This is a genomic window from Nocardiopsis lucentensis DSM 44048 (assembly GCF_000341125.1).
Classification (GTDB): domain Bacteria; phylum Actinomycetota; class Actinomycetes; order Streptosporangiales; family Streptosporangiaceae; genus Nocardiopsis; species Nocardiopsis lucentensis.
In genome coordinates this window covers 1-21,077 of sequence record NZ_ANBC01000908.1, presented here as the reverse complement: position 1 = coordinate 21,077, position 21,077 = coordinate 1, and the positions used below count along the sequence as shown (strand labels likewise).

Annotated in this window: 21 protein-coding genes; 1 reads left to right on the top strand and 20 read right to left on the bottom strand. The window is 66.0% G+C overall.

Features of this window, described 5'->3' with window-relative positions; genetic code table 11:
* The 13 genes from D471_RS0131045 to D471_RS41070 form a co-directional block, all read right to left on the bottom strand.
* Positions 1-2,735, bottom strand: a 2,735-nt coding sequence (locus D471_RS0131045; RefSeq protein WP_026128263.1) for an alkaline phosphatase D family protein, incomplete at its 3' end; no start/stop codon positions are given.
* Entirely contained in the window at positions 2,735-4,744 is a 2,010-nt protein-coding gene (locus tag D471_RS0131040; protein ID WP_017602213.1) for a hypothetical protein, read from the bottom strand. The genes D471_RS0131045 and D471_RS0131040, both read right to left, overlap by 1 nt.
* Positions 4,741-9,555 (bottom strand): phage tail tape measure protein, encoded by a 4,815-nt coding sequence (locus tag D471_RS38005; protein ID WP_017602212.1) that lies wholly within the window; start codon positions 9,553-9,555, stop codon positions 4,741-4,743. The genes D471_RS0131040 and D471_RS38005 overlap by 4 nt, the downstream gene beginning before the upstream one ends.
* Before the next feature lie 12 nt (positions 9,556-9,567).
* Complete coding sequence (locus tag D471_RS0131030) at positions 9,568-9,873, bottom strand: phage tail assembly protein T (RefSeq protein ID WP_017602211.1); 306 nt, start codon at positions 9,871-9,873, stop codon at positions 9,568-9,570.
* 32 nt (positions 9,874-9,905) lie between these two features.
* Positions 9,906-10,304 (bottom strand): hypothetical protein, encoded by a 399-nt coding sequence (locus D471_RS37200; protein ID WP_017602210.1) that lies wholly within the window; start codon positions 10,302-10,304, stop codon positions 9,906-9,908.
* On the bottom strand, positions 10,304-10,726 hold the full coding sequence (locus D471_RS0131020; protein ID WP_017602209.1) for a phage tail tube protein: 423 nt from the start codon (positions 10,724-10,726) through the stop codon (positions 10,304-10,306). Before D471_RS0131020 ends, D471_RS37200 begins: the two co-directional genes overlap by 1 nt.
* A gap of 133 nt (positions 10,727-10,859) precedes the next feature.
* Complete coding sequence (locus D471_RS0131015; RefSeq protein WP_017602208.1) at positions 10,860-11,291, bottom strand: DUF3168 domain-containing protein; 432 nt, start codon at positions 11,289-11,291, stop codon at positions 10,860-10,862.
* Positions 11,288-11,665 carry an HK97-gp10 family putative phage morphogenesis protein gene (locus tag D471_RS38000; RefSeq protein ID WP_017602207.1) on the bottom strand — a complete coding sequence of 126 codons (378 nt, stop codon included), beginning with the start codon at positions 11,663-11,665 and terminating at the stop codon, positions 11,288-11,290. The genes D471_RS0131015 and D471_RS38000 overlap by 4 nt, the downstream gene beginning before the upstream one ends.
* Positions 11,665-12,033, bottom strand: coding sequence for a hypothetical protein (locus tag D471_RS0131005; protein WP_017602206.1), 369 nt, complete (start codon positions 12,031-12,033; stop codon positions 11,665-11,667). The genes D471_RS38000 and D471_RS0131005 overlap by 1 nt, the downstream gene beginning before the upstream one ends.
* A 3-nt stretch (positions 12,034-12,036) precedes the next feature.
* A complete protein-coding gene (locus tag D471_RS37995; RefSeq protein ID WP_083924457.1) occupies positions 12,037-12,516 on the bottom strand; it encodes an Lsr2 family DNA-binding protein in 480 nt (159 codons plus the stop codon).
* Positions 12,516-12,938 carry a hypothetical protein gene (locus D471_RS0130995; protein ID WP_017602204.1) on the bottom strand — a complete coding sequence of 141 codons (423 nt, stop codon included), beginning with the start codon at positions 12,936-12,938 and terminating at the stop codon, positions 12,516-12,518. Before D471_RS0130995 ends, D471_RS37995 begins: the two co-directional genes overlap by 1 nt.
* 29 nt (positions 12,939-12,967) lie before the next feature.
* Positions 12,968-13,834 (bottom strand): P22 phage major capsid protein family protein, encoded by an 867-nt coding sequence (locus D471_RS0130990; protein ID WP_017602203.1) that lies wholly within the window; start codon positions 13,832-13,834, stop codon positions 12,968-12,970.
* 41 nt (positions 13,835-13,875) lie between these two features.
* The gene (locus D471_RS41070) at positions 13,876-14,604 is read right to left on the bottom strand and encodes a hypothetical protein (protein WP_017602202.1); all 729 of its coding nucleotides are present in this window, start codon (positions 14,602-14,604) and stop codon (positions 13,876-13,878) included.
* A 166-nt stretch (positions 14,605-14,770) separates the two neighbouring features.
* On the opposite strand from D471_RS41070, the gene D471_RS37180 reads away from it, so the two are divergent.
* Positions 14,771-16,108 (top strand): phage portal protein, encoded by a 1,338-nt coding sequence (locus tag D471_RS37180; RefSeq protein ID WP_017602201.1) that lies wholly within the window; start codon positions 14,771-14,773, stop codon positions 16,106-16,108.
* Here D471_RS37180 and D471_RS0130975 read toward each other — a convergent pair whose 3' ends face one another.
* The 7 genes from D471_RS0130975 to D471_RS0130945 form a co-directional block, all read right to left on the bottom strand.
* Entirely contained in the window at positions 16,109-17,371 is a 1,263-nt protein-coding gene (locus tag D471_RS0130975; protein WP_161630134.1) for a phage terminase large subunit, read from the bottom strand. It abuts the gene before it with no gap.
* A gap of 19 nt (positions 17,372-17,390) precedes the next feature.
* Positions 17,391-17,900 (bottom strand): sigma factor-like helix-turn-helix DNA-binding protein, encoded by a 510-nt coding sequence (locus D471_RS0130970; RefSeq protein WP_017602199.1) that lies wholly within the window; start codon positions 17,898-17,900, stop codon positions 17,391-17,393.
* Positions 17,901-17,955: 55 nt separating this feature from the next.
* Complete coding sequence (locus tag D471_RS0130965) at positions 17,956-18,711, bottom strand: phage minor head protein (RefSeq protein ID WP_017602198.1); 756 nt, start codon at positions 18,709-18,711, stop codon at positions 17,956-17,958.
* Positions 18,708-19,052, bottom strand: a complete 345-nt coding sequence (locus D471_RS0130960) for a hypothetical protein (RefSeq protein ID WP_017602197.1) — start codon at positions 19,050-19,052, stop codon at positions 18,708-18,710. Before D471_RS0130960 ends, D471_RS0130965 begins: the two co-directional genes overlap by 4 nt.
* Entirely contained in the window at positions 19,049-19,390 is a 342-nt protein-coding gene (locus D471_RS0130955) for a hypothetical protein (protein WP_161630133.1), read from the bottom strand. Before D471_RS0130955 ends, D471_RS0130960 begins: the two co-directional genes overlap by 4 nt.
* 41 nt (positions 19,391-19,431) lie before the next feature.
* The gene (locus D471_RS0130950) at positions 19,432-20,337 is read right to left on the bottom strand and encodes a class I SAM-dependent methyltransferase (RefSeq protein ID WP_017602195.1); all 906 of its coding nucleotides are present in this window, start codon (positions 20,335-20,337) and stop codon (positions 19,432-19,434) included.
* On the bottom strand, positions 20,334-21,077 hold a 744-nt coding region (locus D471_RS0130945), incomplete at its 5' end, for a phosphoadenosine phosphosulfate reductase domain-containing protein (protein WP_152486513.1). The genes D471_RS0130945 and D471_RS0130950, both read right to left, overlap by 4 nt.

Genomic DNA, 21,077 nt, shown 5'->3' with positions numbered 1-21,077 from the left:
AGCTGAGAAGCACCTGCGCTGATCTGGTTGGTGCGGATCGACCACAAGATCTCGCAGTCCCCAACCTCGTACCCCAGGTCCAGCGTCTGCTGGCGGATCGTTGAGGTGTTGGCCAGAAGCTGGAGAAACCCGTACTGGAACGCCGATGAGGTGCCGATGTTGGTGTCCGAGACCGCGGTGTCGATCCAGTCCACACCGGCACTGGACGTGCCCCACGTACCGGTTTCGTCAGCGCGCCGGAACAGGTCCCACGCCGCGGGTTCGCAGGAGAGCACCCGCATGGTCTCTCCCCCGCCACGCACATCGAACGGGAACTCGTGCGCGAACGTGACACCGGGGCCGGAGGAGTTGACCCACCGAGCGGAAGCACCCTCCTCCACATCGGTGTGCACCACCAGCTCGGTTTCGGTCGAATCGATCGCGGTCACCAGTTCCGAGCCGCGGGTGGCGGCCCGGTTGGTCTGGTTGGTGCCCGGATCCGACCCGTCCGTCATGAGGACTTCGTCGATCCACAGCTCATCGGACGCCGGCAGGGCCGCCGACTGGCGCTGGTTGATGTTCAGCTGCATCCGGAACGCGCCCTCAGGGGCGATCACGGATCCGGACAGTTGTGTCCACACCCCCGCGGTGACGAAGGTGGCGGAGACGACGAACGGGAAGCTGATCTGGTTGCCGTCGGTGTCGCGCCAGAGCACGGACACATCCACGTCGCGGCCGTTGGCGGTCATCACCCAGACCGAGAAGAAGTACTCGGTGCCTGCGTACACGCGTGGCGAGTCAACCAAGGTGGTCACCGTGCGCGCCAGGTTGTCCACCCCGTTGGGCGTTTGCCGGGCCGACCCCTGGCCGCGAAACGACACCTCAAGGTCGTGGGACAGGGTGGACTGGAAACCGAACCACCCGTAGGTGCCGGCCTCGAAGTCGCGGTTATACAGCATCGACGTGGGGAAGGCGGTCACACCCACCTGCCAGAGCGACGCGGGGGACGCGTTGTACTCGATCTGCCAGTCGTGGGTGGTGATGCGCTCCTGGTACCCCTCAGCTACAGCGGAGATCCGCTCCGGGGGCAGCCACGGGGGAGGATTGTCAATGGTGACCGCGTCGCCGGCATCCAACCGTGCGACATCCCGGCGCAGGTCCTCCATGCGGGGGTTGGTCAGATGCTGGCCGATGGTCGGGTAGCGGGCCTCGTCCACCGTGCCCTGGGGCAGCAGCCACCCGGCCTGATCGGCGAGGGTGTCGTTGGACTCGATGTTGACGGTGGCTGAATCGGTGTAGCGGCCCACCGCGTCGACGCCCACGGGGCCGTCGGTGTCCTCGATGCGGGTGTCGCCGCCGTCGCGGCGTTGCGCGGTGACGTCGTTGGCGAGCTGCTGGTCGTCGTCGACCGGCCGGAACGGGTCGAACAACTGCCCAGCGGAGTAGTCCAACGCCACGACGTGGGGTTCAACGAACGCGTACCCGGTGTAGGTGCGCCACACGGTGTCGTTGACGTACCCGGTGCCGTGCAGGGCGATGGTGTGCCCGGAGTCCACCACCTGCAGAGTCCCGTACCGTTGCCTGCCCGGGGACTGACCGATGTCGTACTGGAGCTCTGGCGAGGTGGAGAAGCTCGCGTCCAAGGACGCGAACATGAACATCGGGAAGCCGCCCCATGGGTTCGCGGGACCCGAGGACATGGACAGGGCGTGCTTGTCCGCGTTCAGCATCACCATGCGCTCAAGCCACCCGTGGTCACCCAGGATCTGCACGAGCTCCTCACGCTCGACACGGAAACGCCCCCAGGAGTCGACAGATTCGTCGCCGCCGGCCTGGTCGGACAGCCAGATACTGGGTGAGATCAGCACCAGAGCTTGGGCGGTGGTGTTGCGCAGCACCTGCTCCAGTTGGAGTTTCTGCGCGGCGCCGAGCATGGTCTTGGTGCGGTCGGTGTCCAGGTCGGTGTTGGGGTCCCGGGCCCACCGGGAGTCCAACGCGATGAACTGCACCCGGCCGAGTTGCCAGGATTGGAAGATCGGCGCGTCGGTGCTGGACGCTCCTGCCACGGTCAGGTCGTAGTGCGGGACCGTCTCCCGGTACACCTGGGCCGCGGCAGGGCGGCCCACGAACGTGCCATCGGAGTTGTTGGGGCCGAAGTCGTGGTCATCCCACACGTAGGCCATGCTGACGTTGCGGAAGAACCGGTTCTGTTCCGCGTTGACGCCGAGCCCGTTGAAGGTGAGCACGTCGTCGTAGGCGTCCCGGTAGTCGGCGGGGGTATTGGTGGCGATGTCGCGGTAGTGCATGTCACCCAGGTGGATGAACTGCACCCAGTCCTCAGCCAGCGCCCGGTTGAGCATCGTGCCGAACACCGGGTTGTCCGACACCTCATCGGTGATGAACGAATCATCACCCGTACCAATCAGACCGGCGTCGCCCGCAGCGCCGATGATGAAGCTCTGCGGGGTGCCGTCCTGGGGTGGGGCGGTCAGGAACTGGCCCCGACCGATAGTCAACTGGGGGGTTCCGTCGATCACCCACTGGTAGTAGTAGCGGGTGGACGGCTCAAGACCGGTGGCCTCGATACTGGCCATGTCCACACCGTCGACGGCCACCGGACCGAACGTGACCGGCGCGGTGATCTCAGGGTCGGTGTCCACCCGCAGTTCGGCTGAGGAGTCGCCTGGATCCACTCGGGCGCGCACCCATACCGTCGTCGGGGTGACCGCGCCGTGCCAGGTCCACACCACACTCATCACACGCCTCCAAGGTGCTGGTTGTATCGGGACCGGTTCGTGCGGTACACCAACGCGGCATCATCACGAGACTCGAACAACACCCCGCGGTCGACCTGCTCGGCGTCACGCATCACCTCCAGCGCTGTCTCCGCGTACTGGGGGCCCATCGCCGGGGTCTTCTCCAGATCCCCCACCACCTGCAAGGTGATGCTCTCCTCGTCGGCGATCCGCTGGATACGCACCCCCGCACGCTCCCCCGGGTAGCCATCCAGGGCGCGGCGCACATCCGCAGCAGAGGGGATCACGAGGTCCTCCGTGGAGTCCCAGACCGCGATATGACCAAACGAGGCCGCCTCAGCGTCGTCCGGGAACGTGCCGATGAAGTCCCAGCTGTAGGTAACAGTGGACGCCGCCCTGGCTGTGAACCCGACCGCGGTGCCCGAGTCGATCAGGTCACCGTCGATGTAGAGCGCCCAATCGGAGTCGGACCCGTTCTCGGTCACCGACAGGCGCAGGTGCCGCATGTCCTCACCGAAGAACCTGGGTTCGTCGATGACCGTGAGCTCGGTGAACGTTCCCGTTGGGGATCCGGTGAACGAGCGCACGAAGATCCGGATGTCGGGGGCGCTGTAATCCATACGGACCCGCCACTGCACACCATCGTCGTTGTCGTCCAGGTGGGAGGTGATCGTGTACCGGTCGGTGCCGCCCGTGCGGGCCCGCACCAGATCAGCGGTCCACGCCACCGGTGAGGTAGCGACCGGGTCGACCCGACCGGTGATTGCTCCGCGGTCGGTGCGTGTGCGCGCAACTGGCTCTAGCCACGGCTCGAGGTTGCCCTGTGCCCAATCCAGGAAGTCGATCTTGGGGGTGATGGTGCCCCCCGCGGTTCGGATCAGGTCGGTGACCAGCATGGGGTGCGGGCCCACGTCCGGTGTGGCGCTGAAGGTCGCGCCGGCGCCGTCGGTGAGCGGCCAGTACGCGAGTGCACCTGATGTGCGGATCAGGCGGCGGATCGCGGATCGTTCCGGGCCGGAGCCTTGCGCGAACCTGCGCAGCAGCCCGGCGGCGCGCAGGTCCACCCAGGTGTCGTTTCCGGACAGGTCCCACTCCAGTGGCCACTCGGGCACCTCACCAGCGAACCGGGTGACCGGATCACCGTCAGCGATCAGCGACAACCGGATCGGGGTGTTGCGGCGCAGCACCCCGAAGTAGGGGCTGTTCGGGTTACGTGGGGAGTACCGGCCGTCCCGGTTGTTGAGCCTCAACGTCATGGTGGCCGGGTCGGTTCGGCCAGCCCAGTCCGACCGGCCGCGGGTGATGACGACGTCGTCGGTGTCGCGTACATCAGTGGAGATGTCGGTCCACACCCCGTCGAGTTGGATCTCGGTGCGGATGTCCAGCGGGAAAGTGACCGGGCCGGGCGGGTCCGGGTCGGGGACCAACAGGATCGCGATCGCTGACATCAACCCGACCGTGGTCGGGGAGGTTTCCAACGTGTACTCGGTGGTGGGCCCGTCAGTGGTGATGGTCTGCCACGCGCTGATCCACGACCGTGGCAGGTTGTCGATGACGGTCAACCCGGCGGGCGTCCAGGCTTTACCGACTTCGTCCCAGTGGAATCCTCCGGCGACCAGGGCGTCGCCCTCGTTGGCTTGCAGGACGGGCAGGTCGATCTCGGAGAGACCGCCACCGGAGTTGGTGGACTGGGAGCGAATCCGATCCACGCCACGGAACGCCACCAGGTCGAGGAAGTGCCAGTGGGTTCCGCCCCAGGTGACGGTGTAGGTGTCGGGTTCGGAGTCATCGGCGACACGGGCCAGCACCCAGGTTTTAGCGTCGGCGCCGGGGTCGAGGAGGACATCGGACAGGACCGCCCACCCGGAGGGGACGGTGACGAGCTCGTTCTCGTCGTTCGCGGACGCGAACATGATCATCTGGTCGCCGGCCACCACGTCGGCGGGCCGGTCGACGGTGACCGAGTCGACGAAGGTCCCAGCGAACTCTGATCCGACGAAGGTGATCATCGGCTACTCCCTTGGCCGAGGACCACCTGGACGTTGCCGCCGCCCCTGACTTGGATCTGTTTGCGTAGGCGGCGGATCATCTCGTCGTCGTCACCGCGCAGGTCGAGCTGGATGACGATGGGTTCAGCGGAGACCGGCTCGGGGGATCCGGTGCCGTTGTAGGCGAGCGTGTACCCCGGCATGAGGTACCCGCCGTCGTCGAAGGTGGCGGTGCGGAAGATGTCCCGCAGAGCGGCGATGGCCGGGGGCGGGGAAGGCTCCCATCCCTTGTCCTGCATCACGAAATCGCGCGGATCGACCATGCCTCCCTTAGCGAACGCGGGACGGAACAAGGCGCCGCCGCGCCGCACAGACTTGCTGACGTTATTTCCCTCGTTACCGCCAACGCCCATGTCGCCCTTTTCGGTCGCCAGCCGGACGTGGTCGGTACCGAACACCTGCACGTCAGCGGGCCGCCGCTGCGACTCCGGCACCCGCTTCATTCCGGACGTGTAGTAGTCGCCCGTCCACGCGGTCCTGGAAGCGCCTCGGAGCGCACCGGAGTTCTTCGTCCGGTTGAAAAGCCAGGAAATAAACATTGCACACCACGGGGCGCCCGGCATGCCGTACCACTTGGAAATCGCGTTGCGGTTGGACCCGTTCGGCACCTCGGGATAACGCCCCACCGACTGGTTCGCCAGCTTCACTACGGCCTTAGCGCCCTGACCGATCTCCAGATCATCCTTGTGCTTGCGGATCTGATCCATGATCCGGCCAGTGAACGCCTTCGTGGTGTGATAACCCGTGCCCGGGAAATCGTCACGGCGCCCATACCGTCCACCCACAGCGGACAGGATGCTGCTCATCACCTTGTTGCCTGCGGCGACCACACCGCCCTTGTTGTCGAAGTCGCTGCGCCCCTGGGAGCGGAACCGGTCGACCGCGCCGACGATGCCGCCCGACGCGAATCCTTCCAGGAGCAGTTGACCGGCGCGCGCGCCGAGCCGGTTCGCCGCGTTGATGAATGTACGTCCGCCTAGCGAGTCGGTGGCTGAGGGGGTGAGGACACCTTCACCATCACGCACCGCAGCGATCCGGTTGTCTTGCGCGGAGTAGCCGGGCAGTTTACCGCCGCGGGTGAGGTCAACGATGCCGCCCGCTTGGAATCCGCGCACGGCGGGCATCTTCGACAGGCCAGGGACTTTACCTGCGACGGTGTTCCACACCCCGCGCAAACCTTTGTTCACTACCGGGGAGATGACGTAACGGACGGGTGCGGCAATAACCTGGCGGAGTTTCCCCCACGCTGATTTGACTCCCGCTACCGTGCGCTCGAACCCCTCCACCACGCTGGATCCGAGTTTGGCGAACGTGGTGCTGAGCATCTGGGCTAGGGTCTTAGCTCTAGACCCGAGGCTGGACACCATCTTGGAGAAAAGCTGTTGGGTTCCAGCGGCCATGTCGGAGAAGGACTTCTTGATCAGGACCATCTTCGCCGCGAGTTCTGCCTGGAGCGACTCGGCTTTCCCAATGGCCTGGGTGTTCATCTTCCCGAACTCGCCGTCGACCCCGGCGGGCAGCTTACCGGTTTCAGAAATGATGTCGCGCACCATGTCCGGTACGATCGAGTTACCGACGAGCGTGTCGTACAGTCCCTCGAATCGACCAATGGTGTCGTCCTTGAACTGGTCGACCTTGGCGAGGGCTTCGTCGCGCATTTCGCCGAGCTTCTCCACGACCTTGACCTTGAGGTCGTTGAGCCACCGGCCAGCGTCCTTGATAATAATCACCCAGCGGGCAGCGAACTGCATCCCCAGGTCGGTCATGATCGAGATCAGGGCTCGAGCCATAGCTTGACCCAGCGTGTGGATCAACCCAGGGATCGCCTTGATGATCGTCCACATGACCGATCCGAACGCGGCCAAAAGGCGGGGACCCCAGTTGGTTTCGATCTCCTCAGCCAGACGCTCCTCGCCCCCAGCTTCCTGGAAGCTCTGGTCCAGCTGGGTGACGGTCTCCTCCGGCGCCCCACTCGCCCAATCGATGAACTTCTCGGTCAGGCGCTCCAGCTTCTCGGGCAGCTTCTCAGCGAACCCTTCGACCCATTCGGTGAACTTCGTGACCCACGAATCCAGCTTGGTGGGCAGATCCTCAGCGAACTGCTCGATCCACTCCGTCATGCGCAGGGTCCAGGAGTCCAGCTTGCCCGGTAGGTCCTCGGCGAACTGCTCCATCCACTCGGTGAACGACAACCCCGCCTGGTCGGTGCCCTCCCCGACCCTGGTGTGCAGGTCCCCGGCCCAATCGCCGAACGCCTCACTCCAGGACTGGAGATTTTCGCTGATCTCGGATGGTTGGTCGGCTATCCACCCGGTGAGCCCGTCGATCACCTCGGGCATCGTGCGTCGGATCTCGGGCCACAGGTCCTGCGCCCAATCGGTGAACTCGTCCGTCCACTGCCCGATCTTGGACCGGATGAGATCCGGTACGTCGTTGGCCAGCCACGACCCGAACTCGTCCAACCAGTCGGCGAGCTTGTCGTTGAGCTTGCCCTGCATCCGCGCGGCCCAGCGCACGAACTGGGCCGTCCACTGGGGCAGCTTCTCGGCCAGCACCGGAATCACATCGGCCAACCACCCGGCGATCGCTCGGGGCAGCTGGACGAACTGGAGTTTGATCGCCTGCCCCAGCAACCGGACCCCAGCGGTCCCAGCTGCGACGAGGTTGTCCCACCCGGACTTGGCGACCTTGACGGCGCCGTCCCACACCTTGCCCCAGTCGCCGGACATCAGCCCGGTGATGATGTCGACCCAGCCTTTGAACTGGTCGATCAGGTTGCCCGCCACACGGCGCACCAGATCTGCGAAGATGTCCAGGCGCTCGCGGGCCTGGTCCCAGATGAACCCCCACCGGGCCCGGAATTCGTCGCCGTTCTCGCGCAGGTCACGGAACCAGCCCACGATCTTCTCAACGATGGGTCCGGCGGCGTCCTCGAAGTCGCGCCACGCCGCGATCAGGGCTGGGAACACGGTGTTCTCGAACCAGCGGCCCACCCGGCGGGCTACGTCCTGCGCGCGCTCCCACCCTTCGACCAGGATGGGCCACACGTGACGCATGAAGAACCGGCGCGCCCCGTCGGCTGCGGCCTTGACCTTGTCGAAGGCGGTGCCGACGATACGGCGGAACGTGTCGGACTTCTTGTAGGCGACCACCAGTCCCGTGGCCAGCGCGGCGATCCCAGCGACGACAAGTCCGACCGGTCCGGTAGCGATCGCCAATGCCGCACCGACCGCGGCGATCGCGCCCTTGACCACCACCAGGGCGCCGACCAGGCCCGCGACGATCCCAGCGAAGATCCCGAGCACCTTGAGCACGGGGCGGATCTGGTCCTCGTGTTCGGCCAGGAATCCGGTGACGGCGCGCACGCCGCCCGCGAACAGGTCCACGACCCGGGTGGCGGCGTCCAAAGCTCCCATGTCCGCGAACGCGATGAAGAACCCCTCCACCGCTGACTGGGCCGACTTCAGTGCGCCTTGGAGGCCTTCCATGCGGATGTCGGCCATCTCCTTGGCGGCGCCTTCGGCGTCCCCGAGGTTGCCGGTCATCTCCACCAGGGCATCCGATCCCTGATCCAGGATGGCGAGGAAACCCGGGGCGGCCTCGCGGCCGAAGATCTTGACCGCTGTGCCCATATCGAGTTGGGCGTTCTCGAAGTCGCGGACGATGTCGACCAGGGGACGCATGGTGCCATCGGCCTTGGTGGCGGTGATGCCGAGCCGATCCAGTTCCGCCTGAGCCGGATCGGAGGCGGCGGTCAGGGAGGCGAGCGCGCCGCGCAGCGCGGTGCCGCCCTTCTCTCCCTGGAGGCCGGCGTTGGCGAGCAGACCGAGGGCGGCGGTGGTCTCCTCAAACGACAGTCCAGCCGAGTTAGCGATGGGGCCGACCTGTTCGAAGGCGTTACCGAGTTGGAGGATGTTGGTGTTGGATGAGGCGGCGGCTTCCGCCATCACGTCGGACACCTGACCCATGTCCTCGGCTGCGAGCCCGAACCCGGTCAACACGTTGGAGGCGATGTCAGCGGCGCGGGCGAGGTCGATGCTGCCGGCGGCTGCCAGATCCAACGTGGCGGGCAGTGATTCCATGATCTGGGTGGTGGAGAACCCGGCCATGCCCAGGAACTCCATTGCCTGGCCGGCCTCGGTCGCGGAGAATTGGGTGGTGGATCCGAGGTCTTTGGCTTGGGCTTCCAGGTCAGCGAAGTCGCTGCCGGTGGCTCCGGTGACGGCGCGGACGCCGTTCATGGCCGCTTCGAAGTCTTTAGCGGCTCCCAGCATCTGCGTGCCGAGCAGCCCAGCGGTGGCGCCGATGGCTGCGCCTACCGGTCCGAACGCCGCGCTAGCGCCCGCCAGGCCGGTTCCGACGCCGCGGGTGAACCCTTGCCCTCCGCGCCTTCCGGAGGATTCGAACCGGCCCTCCAAGTCGCGCATCGGCGCGCCTGTGTTACGTGCCGCTCGCGCCATGCCCGTACCAGCAGCAGACTCAAAACCGGACACGAACCCTGTCGCGCTGGTGCGACCCGCAGCCTGGAACTGTCGGCCCGCCCGCTCCAGAGGGGCCACGGCTGACCGTTGAACAGCTTGCTGCATACCGCGGGCGGCGGTCCGGTCGAACCCGGACACGAACCCTGTGCCGCCCGTGCGACCCGCTTTGGACGCGGAACGCTCCAGCCCGTTGAAGGACCGCTTGACATCGCGTTCAGCGCGCTGCATCTGCTGGTCGAACTTCTTGATGTCCGCGTCGAGGACAACGGTGAGTTCTTCGAGCGCCGCCACCCGTGCCCTCCTCTATTCGTCGCGGTTCTTGACCGTCCCACCGAACGCCTTCGTCAAGGCGAGCAGCTTGTTCTTCATCTGCTCTGGTGCCATCCGCTTGCGTTCACCGGAAGGCTTCGTGGATCCCCACTTGGGGATGAAGTCAGAGATCTGCCACTGCTTGGTGCGCTTCCCCTTCTGTTTGCCTTGCAGCATGGTCGTGACGCGCTCCGCGACGATCGCGGCGAGAATGTCGTCACGTTCCTGTCCCAAGACTCCGCTGATGCGCTCGTAGGCCTGCCAGTAGGTGAACTCCCGCGAGGACATGTTGGCGAGCATGCCCTCGACGCTCGGGGCGTTCAGGTGTCCGGCTAGTCGAAAAGCGAATCGGATTCCTGGGTTTCGGTGAAATCCTCCTCGGCCTCCTCCACGGCGTCGTCGTCCATTCCGGACAGCTTCATGATGGCGTCACGCAGCCGCTGGATCGGCGCGGCGTTCTTCGCCCCGAGCTTGTCGATGTCGCCCGGGGTGAAGATCGGCTTGCCGTCTTCGTCGACCACGCACCAGGCGATCATCTGCAGGTGGCTCTTGCCGAGCCGGTCGTAGCCCTTCTTGGCCTGGTAGATCTCGGCCATGGTGCCCTGGATGCGTGCGCGCTGCATCGCGGTGAGGGGCTTGATCCGGACCATCCCGCCCCATTCAGGGCAGTCGATCTCGTTGTACTCGGTGTCCTCAGCACCGAGAATGTCATCGCGTCCCAGGAATGCCACTAGGAAACCTCCTCGAAGGTGGGCTTGCCGCTGATCTTGAAAGTGAAGTCCGCGCCCATGGCGTCCTCCATCGGGAAGGACAGGCCCATGTTGGTGATGAACGCGGAGAAGTTCCAGATTCCGCCCGGCACATCGGGCAACCGGATCTGGTAGTTGCGGGTCTGTTCGTCGTCGAAGTCGTCCTGCAGCGGGTTGTGCAGGTCGGGGTCGTAGCGGACGGTGAACGTGACCTCGCCGCCGTCCTTGAGGCCGCCGACCCATTCCCGGAACGCGTCCGGGGAGTCGTGCGAGGTGACCTCGATGGTGTCCCGGGACATTTCCGGGCCGGAGATGTCGGTGGCCTCTCCGACGAGGTCGAAGGTTTCTGGGGAGCCGCCGTCGCCGCGGTAGAACTGGGAGCCGAATGCGTTGAAACCGGCCATTGGTCGTGGACCTCCATCACTGGTTGTGTGTGGACGTCCCAGGTGGGCGGAGACCCCCTCGCCCCTGGGAAAGCAGGGGGTCTCCTTCCTCCGGTGATCAGCCGGAGGCGTTTATGGGATGTGCGGGTTTAGGTCATAGGGGCTCCTGCTCGGTGATCCATTCGAACGTGACCGGCACGTGCCGCACCAATGGGTCGGGGTCGCGCATGGGCCGGGAATCGAACAGGCGGATCGCCTGGATGCGGTGCCCGTTGATGAGCGGGTCAACGTCGGTCTCGCGGTGGTCGAACAGCTGGGTCAGCTCAGCGACGATCTGCATGGCTGGGCCGAACCCGTGACGGCCCTTGTCCCACACGTGCAGGGTTTGACGGACCCGGCGCCCGAACCGCCCGTGCACGTTGTGTGGGGTCTCCGTGGCCTCCCCAACGGTGACGTAGGGGTATTCCTGGTCTTCGGGTACGTAGTCCCACAGCGGGGTGCCCAGCAGCGCGTTGCAGCGGGCCACGGTCGCGGCCTGCACCGGCTCCAGGGCGCTCGTGGCGACCGGGGTGGGTTGGAAGGTCACCGGCGACCACCCCGCTTAAGCTCGGCGTCCAGGTGCTTGCGTACCAGCGCAGGGAACAGCAGCTTCTCTGCCTGCACCACCGGCCGCACATACGGCTGCGCGGGCATACGGCTCGTCCCGAACTCCACGAAGATCGCGTAGTCCACCTCACGCCCCGGCCCGGCGGTGGCGGTGGTGCCCTCGACCTCGTGGCGGATGCTGTCACGCAACCGGCCGGTGTCGACCGGCGCGAGCGCCTTCATGCCGTCCTCGAGCCCCTGCCCGGCCTCGGTGACAGCGGCGATGGTGGCGCGACGCATACGGGGACGGAGCAGCCGGATACGGTCGGCCAGAGAATCCACACCACGCACCTGCACACTGAGCGCACCAGGCATCAGGACGCCTCCACGGTGATCTCGACCTGGAACACCTCAGTGTCCAAGCGCAGGTAGTCGTCAGCCTCCGACGGGCGGATCGCGTCCTTGACCCGGAACCCCTCCCCCGTGGTGGGGTCCTGGAGTTCGTCGCCGCGCCGCACCCCGGAGTCCGCTTCCGTGTACACCGGCTGGGTGAGCTCGGCCGCACCCTGCTGCGGACCCACCTGTGTGCGAGCCATCACCCGCTCGGTCGCGGACGGTTGCGGAACACGCACCTCCACCTGCCCCACCAGGACACGGGTCTCGTCGAGCCCGCCCGTGGAGTTACGGGTGGTCTCGATCCGGTAGTGGTCCAGGGCCCGGTTGAGCAGGTGGGTGATGCTCATCGGCTACTCGCCGCCCTCGTGCGCGGCCTTGTAGGCGGCCACGACGTCGTCGGGAAGCTTGCCGCGGGCAGGCACCTCGTACCCATGCTCGCGCGCCCACGCCCGCACCTCAGCTGTCGACGGCTCAGACGAAGCCACGGCACCCGTGGCGCTGCCCCCGGAGGCGAGCCGCGCCTTGGCGCGCTCGGTCTCCAGCCGCTGCTCGAACTCCGCGCGCACCTCCGCCTCGATGCGTCGACGCTCCGCCTCCCGGCGCGCCTCGTCGCGCTGGCGGGCCGTGACCCGCTCCACCGGACGATCCGTCCTCTTCCACCGGCGGCTCTTGTTCAGCGTGTCCAGCAGCCGCTTCCGGCGGCCCGCCTCCCGCTCAGCGATGGCCTTGGCGTCCTTGGTCGGGTAGGTGCGCTCCGGAGGGGCGATCTCCTCCGGCAGCGCGTACTCCACGACACGATCCGAACGTGTGTTCACCAGTCGAGTTGGCATCAGTCAGTTCCTCCCAGGTGAGTGAAAATCGGGACCGCCGCAGCGTTGTCGGTCAGCCGCTGCGGCATGTCGCTGGTCAGGTCGACCACCCGCACGGTGCCGACCCCGGCCGCGCGCAGGATGATCTGCTTCTCTTCGTCGGTGGCGTACACCGGCTTGTCGCCCTGTGTGCTGTGGTCAGCGATCCGCTCCCCAGACAGTCCACGCGGGTTCGTGCGCGCCCGGGTGACCATCGAGAAGATCACCATGCGGATCTCACCGGACAGGTCGTTGGAGGTGGCCTCGTCCAGTTCCCCTTGGGCGATACGCCGCACCGTGTCCGAGGCGTCCTCCAAGAACGCCTCAGCCTGCGTGGCTTTAGCCCCCGTCAGGGTGCGGCCGAGCCGCGCCGTGTACTGGGTGAGCGTCATCAGACTGGCCACCAGCCACCCCCTCGCTGATCGGTGTCGGGTTAGCTCGCGCTGTCGGAGCCCAGGACCACGACACGGTCGGCGTCGACGAGCTCAGCGCCCGCGTAGATGGACAGCAGGGACAGGGTGGCCGCGTTGTTGGTGTTGACCATGAACACGTGCCGCAGCGACAGGCCCTCCTCGCTGACCACGTTGGAGTCGATGGTGCCGGGGATGGGCTGGGGAACCATGGACGAGAACGCGAACGCGCTGGTGTGGTAGGCCAGCGCCCGGAACCCGGTCAGGCGGGGGTTCTTGACGACGATGAACCCGCGGTACTCTCCGAGGATCCCCCGGCGGAGGGCTTCGGTGGCGACCTCGCCCTGGTAGTCGGTCAGGGACGCGCCGTTCGGGGAGAACATGCGGGCCGCGAACTGCGGAGACACGGCGAGCCAGCGGCCCTCCATCGGGTTCTCGGCCTCGTCCAGGGTGGCGTTGGCGTCCGCGACGAGGTTGTCCAGGTTGGAGCCGTCGGTCAGGACCTCTTCGTCGATGGGGAGGTCGTTCATGACGGTGGCGAGCTGGTTCTCGGCGCCGGCGACGACGGCGCGCACCTGCGGTCGGGTGACCTGACGGCCGAAGTCCACGATGTCCAGGGACCGCTGGTGTTCGGTGACGGACGCACCGTCGTAGACGTGCTCGACGTCGAACGGCACGGACACTTCGTCGATCTCGTCGAACGTGAGGTTGGCGCCGCGCGCCTGGATCTTCGCGTCCCGCGGCACCGGGACGCGGATGGTGGTCTCACCGCCGGTCGGGGGCGCCAGGTCCATGGACGGCACCTGGGACACGGTCTGTGTCAGCGACAGTTCGGCGGACAGCAGGTCGACCGCGAGAGTCGACACGGACTCGGAGGTCACGAACGCCACAGGAGGCTCCTCGGGGTGTCATCCCCCGGGAGTCCGGCAACCTACTTGCTGATGCGCCGCCGACCGGTGTCGGTGACCGCCGCGAAGATGTCCTCGCGCGATCGTCCATCACCACTGGTGTCGGGGTTGGAAGAGCCGCCCCTCATAGGGCGCTTCTCCCTCGGCTTGGGTGCCGGCCCGGGGTTACGCTTGTTGGTCTGGTTGAGACCGAAGAGCGCGATGACCTCGTCGGCGTCGGCTTCCAGCTCCTCGCGGGTGTCCCCGTGAAGGCGGCGGGCCTGGTCGACGGTGAGCCCCTTAGCGGCGGCGACCTCAGCGACCATCTGCTGATGCTTGACGTGGGCGTTTTCCTCGGCGAGCGTCTGGCTCACCTGCTTGACCTCAGCGAGTTCCTGGAACAGCTGCTCCATGCGAGCCGCTACCGGGTCCTCGTTGTTGTCGTTGGTGCCCTTGTCGTTGTTCTGGTTGTCCTCGTTGCCGTTGGCCTTGGCGGCCTGAGCGCGGAGTTCTTCCAGTTCCTGCTTCAGCTTCTGGTTCTCGGAGTGGTTGGCCTTGGAGCGGCTGTCGAGCTTGCGCATCTGCGCCTTGTACAGCTCGGCCTTGGCCTTCCAGTCCTCTTCCCCATCGTCCTCGTTGCCGTGTTCGGTGGCAGCGGGTTCGGTGGTGGCTTCGGGCTCCGAGGTGGTGTCGCCGTCGGCAGCGCCCGTTTCGGGTCCCTGCTCGTCGGGGTTGGTCTCGTCGTGCTCGGTCTCGGTTGTTTCGTCAGCCACGTGCGTCCCGTTTCGGGTCCGGCGCGCCGTTGCGGCGCGGTGGTTCTTTTGGGTGGAGCAAACCGTTGCGGTGTTGCTTCACCCTTTGATCATAGACTATCGGAATAGTCAATGCCTGCATCATAGCCGTAAGGCATCACCACAGGCAGACCACAGGGGGAACACCGTGGCGCTCAACCCAGCCGAGGCAGCCGAGAAAGCCAGCGAACTCTTCGAACTCCGCAACCAAGAACGCAAACGCCTGGATCGCATCCGCCTCTACCTGAGGGGCAAGCCCGAACTCACCTACCTGCCCACCTCAGCACCCCGCGAACTCCAAGCCCTCGCGATCATGTCCCGCATCAACCTCATGGGGTTGATCGTCAAAGCCACCACCCAGCAGATGTTCGTGGACGGCTACACCGCCACCGACCAGGACGCCGCCGACACCATCTGGACACAGGTGTGGCAGTCCAACCGGTGGGACCGCCGACAGATCGCCCTGCACAAATCCGCCGCCGCCTACGGGGTTTCGTATGGCACGATCCTGCCCGCCGACGGCGACGGTGCCCCGCCCGTGATCCGCGCCCACTCCCCCCGCCAGATGACCGCCGCCTACACCTCCGACGATGACTGGCCCGACTACGCCCTCGAGCAGCGCCAGGACGGCACGTGGCGGCTCTACGACAGCGAGGAGTTCTACGACCTGCGCAGGATCAAGGCCCGGCGCGGGCGCGGAGATGGGCCCACCGTCGTGTTCGAACAGACCGCGTCCGCGCCCCACGAGCAGAACGTCACCCCTGTGGTGCGCTACCTGGCTGACGAGGACCTCGACGACCCCGTCCAGGGCGACATCGAACCCAACATGACGCTGCAGGACCAGATCAACCTGTGCACCCTGCACCTACTCGTCGCCCAGCACTACGGGGCGCACGGCCGCAAGGTCCTGATCGGGCTGATGATGGACGAGATCCAGCAGCAGCTACAGTCCTCGGCGTCCACCACTTTGGTGATCAAGGCCAAACCCGACGAGTTCAAGGTCGAGGAGCTCTCGCAGACCCAGCTGGACGGGTTCCTTGCTTCCCGGGAGTCCGCAGCACGGTTCGTGGCGGCGATCTCCCAGACACCCACGCATGAGCTGCTGGGGACCCTGTCGAACCTGGCTGCGACCGCGTTGCTGGAGTCGCGGGAATCCACGGCGCGCAAGGTCGCCGAACGCAAGATCATCGTGGGTGAATCCCACGAGCAACTCCTCGGGCAGGCCGGGACGCTACTGTCCCCCGCGGTGGAGGTCGACCCGGCTGCCAGGGTGCGGTGGAAGCCCGTGGTGGACACCCGCACGATGCAGTTCGTGGAGACCCTGGCGTTGCTGGCGGACAAGCTGGGTGTCCCTGAAGAGGAGCTGTGGCGTGAGACGCCCTTCAGCGACGCGACGATCAACTCGTGGAAGAGGGCCCGGGAGGAGATGCAGGACCAGCCTCAGGAAGGCACACAGTCGACAGCGCCAAGTCTGGCTGCGTTGTAATCACCACCCGAACGAACCAACCGCTTGCACTTCTCGGCGCGGCACCAAGTCAAGATGAGCAACCAGGTAGCGGAGGTTGTCGAGGGCGTGGTCGTCCTGCTTGACCGGGGCTTCCTTACGAACATCCCACACGTAGGTGGCGAACTCCTCAACCAAGCAGGTCGGCTTACCGGCATCCGCCAGTGAATCGTCGACGGTGTCGAGGGTGTCCCTCATGACGAACAGGCGTGGACGCCCGTCTTCCGCTGGTCTCAGCCGCCGTTGGACAGCTTGGATTCCATCGCTGACGGTCTTGTGCGCCGCCGTGGTGTCCATGCCGAGTTCGCGTGCGAGTACCGCCCTGTTCTCCGCCTGGTGGTCGCACACGATCGCTGACGGCCGCCGGTCGGACAACTCCCGCATGCGGGCGGCATGAACGTCCACCGTGGTCTTCGTCTTGTAGATCTCCCGCGCCACGTACAGCCGACCGTCCGGATCCACCACGGATTCGATCCACGACAGAGGGTTCGTGAACCCGAAGTCCACCCCCCACAAGGTGTCCCAGTCACCGGGCGGATCGAACCGGTCAACCAGATGCACAGCCGGGTCAAACTCGAAGATGACACCCTCAGAGGCCACCCACCGGCCATCCCGCAGACGTTGGCGCTCCACCCCAGTGAGAAGGTCCAGCTCTGCTTTGTACCGGAGTCCTTCCTCCGTCCACTTCCCGTTCTGGTACAGGGAGGGGTTGTCCTCGTGGCGGGAGTACAGCAACCGGATGTCGGTGCGGATCTTCAGGTGGTGGGTGGGTGGGCCCGGGTTGGTGAGCAGCACCATCCGGTAGTGGGGGTAAGCCGCGGCGGTCGCGCCCCTCAACCTGGTTCGGAGCATGTTGATGTCGCGGGTGGTGGTCTCGATGGCCTCGTCGATAAGGATGATGGACACCTCAGAGCCCATGATCTTCTGGGGTTCGTCCAAGCCACCGACGACGATGCGGGACCCGTTGTCGTACCGGAACGCCGCGGGCTCGGACGGCGACCCGCCGTAGAAGTGCACGATCCCTGCTTGGATGGCTTCCTTGGCGACCTTCTCCCGGTAGGTCGTCAGCGTGGTGCCAGTCAAAGACCGGGCGACCTTACGCACCACCAGGGCGCGGGTGCCGGGGTGCCTGAGCAGCATCATGTGCAGCCAGAACAAGGCGCCCATGGACTTGCCGGTGCCAGCGGGGCCGGAGATGGTCATCGAGTCGGTGGAGCGGAACAGTTCCTTGATGGCGCCGCGCACCTCGACTTGGACCAGGGTGTCAGTCATCGAGCCCGGTGATCTCGTAGCGGACACCGCCGGAGTGTTCCAGCTTGGTGGGCGAGTCGAGCCCGGGGAGTTTGCGGCGTTCAGCGTCGATCTTCACGATCGCCTGTGCGGCCTGCAACCGGGGGGCGTCGTCGATGAGCTTGGCGATCTCCGTGGCTTTGGGGTTGCCGTGGTCGTCGAGTAGGTAGTTGCCATCGTCGTCGCGCGCGTACTCGATGATGTCGTGCACGATTTTCCCGGCGTTGGACACCACGTAGTGCGGGGTGCGCATGATGTCGAAAGCCTCGGCGACGGCGATGTCGAGGCGTTCGATGACGGCGGTGCGCACTTGGTTGCGTTCTTCCTCGGGGATGGACTCGCGGACCTTCTTGATGATTTGGGATACGCGTTGCTGTCCGATTTTGTATTCGGTGGCGATGCGTTCTTGGGTCCATCCGGCGATGTAGCGCTGCCAGATTTCGCCGTCGCGTCCTTCGAGGCGTGGTCCTTTGCGCTGTGCCATGGCCGGTGACCTCCTGTTACTAGTTTTTACGACATGTTGTCAGTTTAATGTTTGATCATCGTCTGCGTAGTGCTCGCCCGAGTGGTCCGGTTTGGATGACTTGGGTGTAGCACCTGCATCGCCAGTGGGCGGGTGGTTGTCCGCCGATGCCTTGCCAGTCGGCTGTGTCGCTGCTGAACCCGCGGCCGGAGGCGATCACTTTCCCGTTGAGGGGGCGGCAGATGGGGCATACGCGTTCGTCGGCGCGGGTGAACCACTTGAGTTCGTAGGCGAAGAGTTGGGCGTACCAGCGGCGTCCGCGGTTGAACGCGTCGGTGATGCGGGTGGTGATGGTGTTCCAGAGCCGTTCGGCGGTTTGGGCTACTCGCTGCACGATGTTGGGTTCTGGTGGCCCGGTTTCGATGCGTGTGCCTTGGGCGGTGATGATGAAGCGGACGTCTTGGCGGAGGTCCATGTCTGAGGTGAGGTCGTGGACGGTGTGGTCTTCGACGTGGGGGTTGAAGCCGCCGCGGCCGTGGCGTGGGTCGTCTTCGCCTGGTGGTGGTGCTTCTTGCTGGGCGTCGTTGACGCCGATGCGGACGGCGTCGTGGACGGCTTGGTTGGCGGTGTCGGTGAGGGCGGCGCGGGCTTGGCGTAGGCGTTGGATGACGCGTTGGTTGCGGCGGGTGATGTCGGTGGGGGTGGTGGCGCGGCGTTCGGCTTCGCGGCGTGCGGGGCGTAGGTGGCGGTCGATGGCGGCGCGGGTGCGGGTTTCGAGCTGGTCGAGTTCGGGGGTGGTGTCGTCGGGTTCGGGTGGCAGCGGGGTGGTCATGGCGACTCCTCGATGCCGAGTTCGCGTTCCAGTTCGGCGATGCGGTGCTGGCTTATTTCCAGCTGCTGGTGGAGCTCGTGGTCGGTGCGTGGGGCACGGTCGGCGAGGTGTCCGGTGAGTGCTCGCGTTGCCAGGTAGATCGGCCATATGAGGGCGGGGACGATGGAGAGCCCGGCTTTCTCTCGCCGTTCTATGGCGACTCGGTTGGGTTCATCGGCCAGTTCTGGGTATTGGTCGATGAACTCGGCTACTTCGCGGGCGATGAATGCGGGAGCCACTTTAGTGAACCCGTACCAGAGGTAGGCGGTGACAGCGGTGAGGATGATCGTGACGGTGATCATCGGTGCTCCTGCCCGGTTCGCCGGAGGGCGTCCATGATGCTGGGGTCGCCGATACGCACGAGGTGTCGTAGGGCGCGTATGAGGTCGGGGTTGTGGTGGCCTGTGATGTCGATGGTTATGTTGCCGACCTGTGTTGTTGGTTCTCCGAGGTTGATTCCGCCGTGTCCGGGGCCGATGTCCCAGTGGCGGCCGCATCGGTCGCAGTGGATCCCGATGGGTGCGTGATCGCCGCCGAAGGTGCGGGTGTCGAGCATCCTGAGGTCGTGACCCTCGGATCGGCACTGTCGGTGCGCGAGTTCAGTGCGGGCTTGGTCGAGGGTATAGGTGGGTTCTTCCATACTGTCCCCTTGATAGTTCCACCTTTGACGATATCTGTTGGCTATCGGGTAGCGGCGGTGGTGGCAGTTTTGCGGTTACCAGACACCCAGGTGTGGGCGTGTTGGTGGATGCGGGTTGTGGAGCGGGTGGGGACCCAGTTGCGCCAGATGACGCCGAACTTCCCGCCGAGGGGTGCGGCAATGATGGTGTCGTTGGCGAGGGCGAGTCCAGCGTGTTCGTGGGCGTCGTCGACCTTGGAGGGCAGGCGCCTCAGGTGGCCGTTCTTGTCTCGGAGGTCGCCGGTGATCCAGGTGGTGAACCGGTCCTGCTTGAGGATGCGGGCGCACTCGGCCGCGATCAGGTTGACCATGTGCAGGTACTCGTCCCAGTCCATGGCGGACAGGTCGCGGGGGTCGTCGCTGTAGCGCTCCAGGCCGTGGTAGGGCGGGCACGTGAAGATGTAGTCGGCCCACCCGGTCTGGTAGCACGGCAGGGCCTCTTGGGCGGACCCCACAATCCACTTCGCCGATCCTGTGACCAGCCCCCGATCCTGCCATGCCTGGTACTGCTGGCGGTTCGCTTCGACCTGCTGCTCCGACAGGTCGATGCCGGTGTAGTGGTAGCCGCGGTGCGCGGCGACGAGTCCGCGGGTGGCGCCTCCGGCGAACGGGTCCAGGATGAGCCCGCCGGGTGGGCAGTACCAGGTGTAGTGGACGTCGGTCAGGTGGGGGTCGAACACGCTGACGGCGCGCTGCCACTCGATGCCCGCGGTCTTGGAGATGGTCGGCCAGATGGTGATGTGGTCGCGGCCGGCGTCTCCGGTGAGTCCGGCCTGCGCCCATGCTTTCTTGCGGACCTGCCAGGGGCCGCGGGCGGTTTGGAGGACGGACAGGGGTGTGACTTCGCGGGCTTCGAGGGGTGGGGGCGGGTCGGCGAGGATGAGCGGCGTCTGGTCGGTGTCGGTCACGCGACCTCCCACATGTGAGCGCGCGCCTTCTTCGCCGCGGCGAGGATGTCCGGGTAGTAGGTGTCCTCCCATGTGGCGTGGTCGCGTCCTTGTACGGCGGACTGGGGTGGTGTGGCGGTGGCGAGGGGGTGGACGCGCAGCCACGCCCGGTCGTAGAACCCGCCTTGGGTCATGGCGTAGGCGGGGTGAAGGGGGAGGCCCTCGCGGTGGAGGTAGGCGAACACGTGGGTGGCATCCCACTTGCCGATGGGGCGGCAGGTGTTGGGGGTGACGAGTCCGCGGTGGCTGATAGAGATGCGGCGGATGCGGGATTCCTGTGCGCGCAGGCCGGACACGTACCGGCCGGTGAGGGTCTCGGCGAGGGCGTCTTGGTGGGGGGCGGTGTCGTGGCCGGGTTCGAACCGGAGCGGCACCCGGAACGTGTAGGTGTGCTCTTCGTAGCGGGCGTGGGGGTGTATGGCGAGGAACGTGTCGCGGACCTGTTCGCATTCGGGGGTTTCCACGTCGGCGGCGCGCGCCCATACGAGTCGCGCGGTCGGGTCGGCGAGGAGCGCGATGTGTGCGGCGGCCACGGAGTCTTTCCCCCAGGAGGTGGAGACGGTGTACTCCCCTGCTGCGGCGAATTCGTGGACGGCGGCGACACCTTCGGTTTCGAGGGTGTCCAGGCGCGGGTCGCGGGAGAGGGCGTCGTCGTAGTGCTCCATCCGCTGCCAGTGGGTGCGGTCGCGGCCGGTCAATCG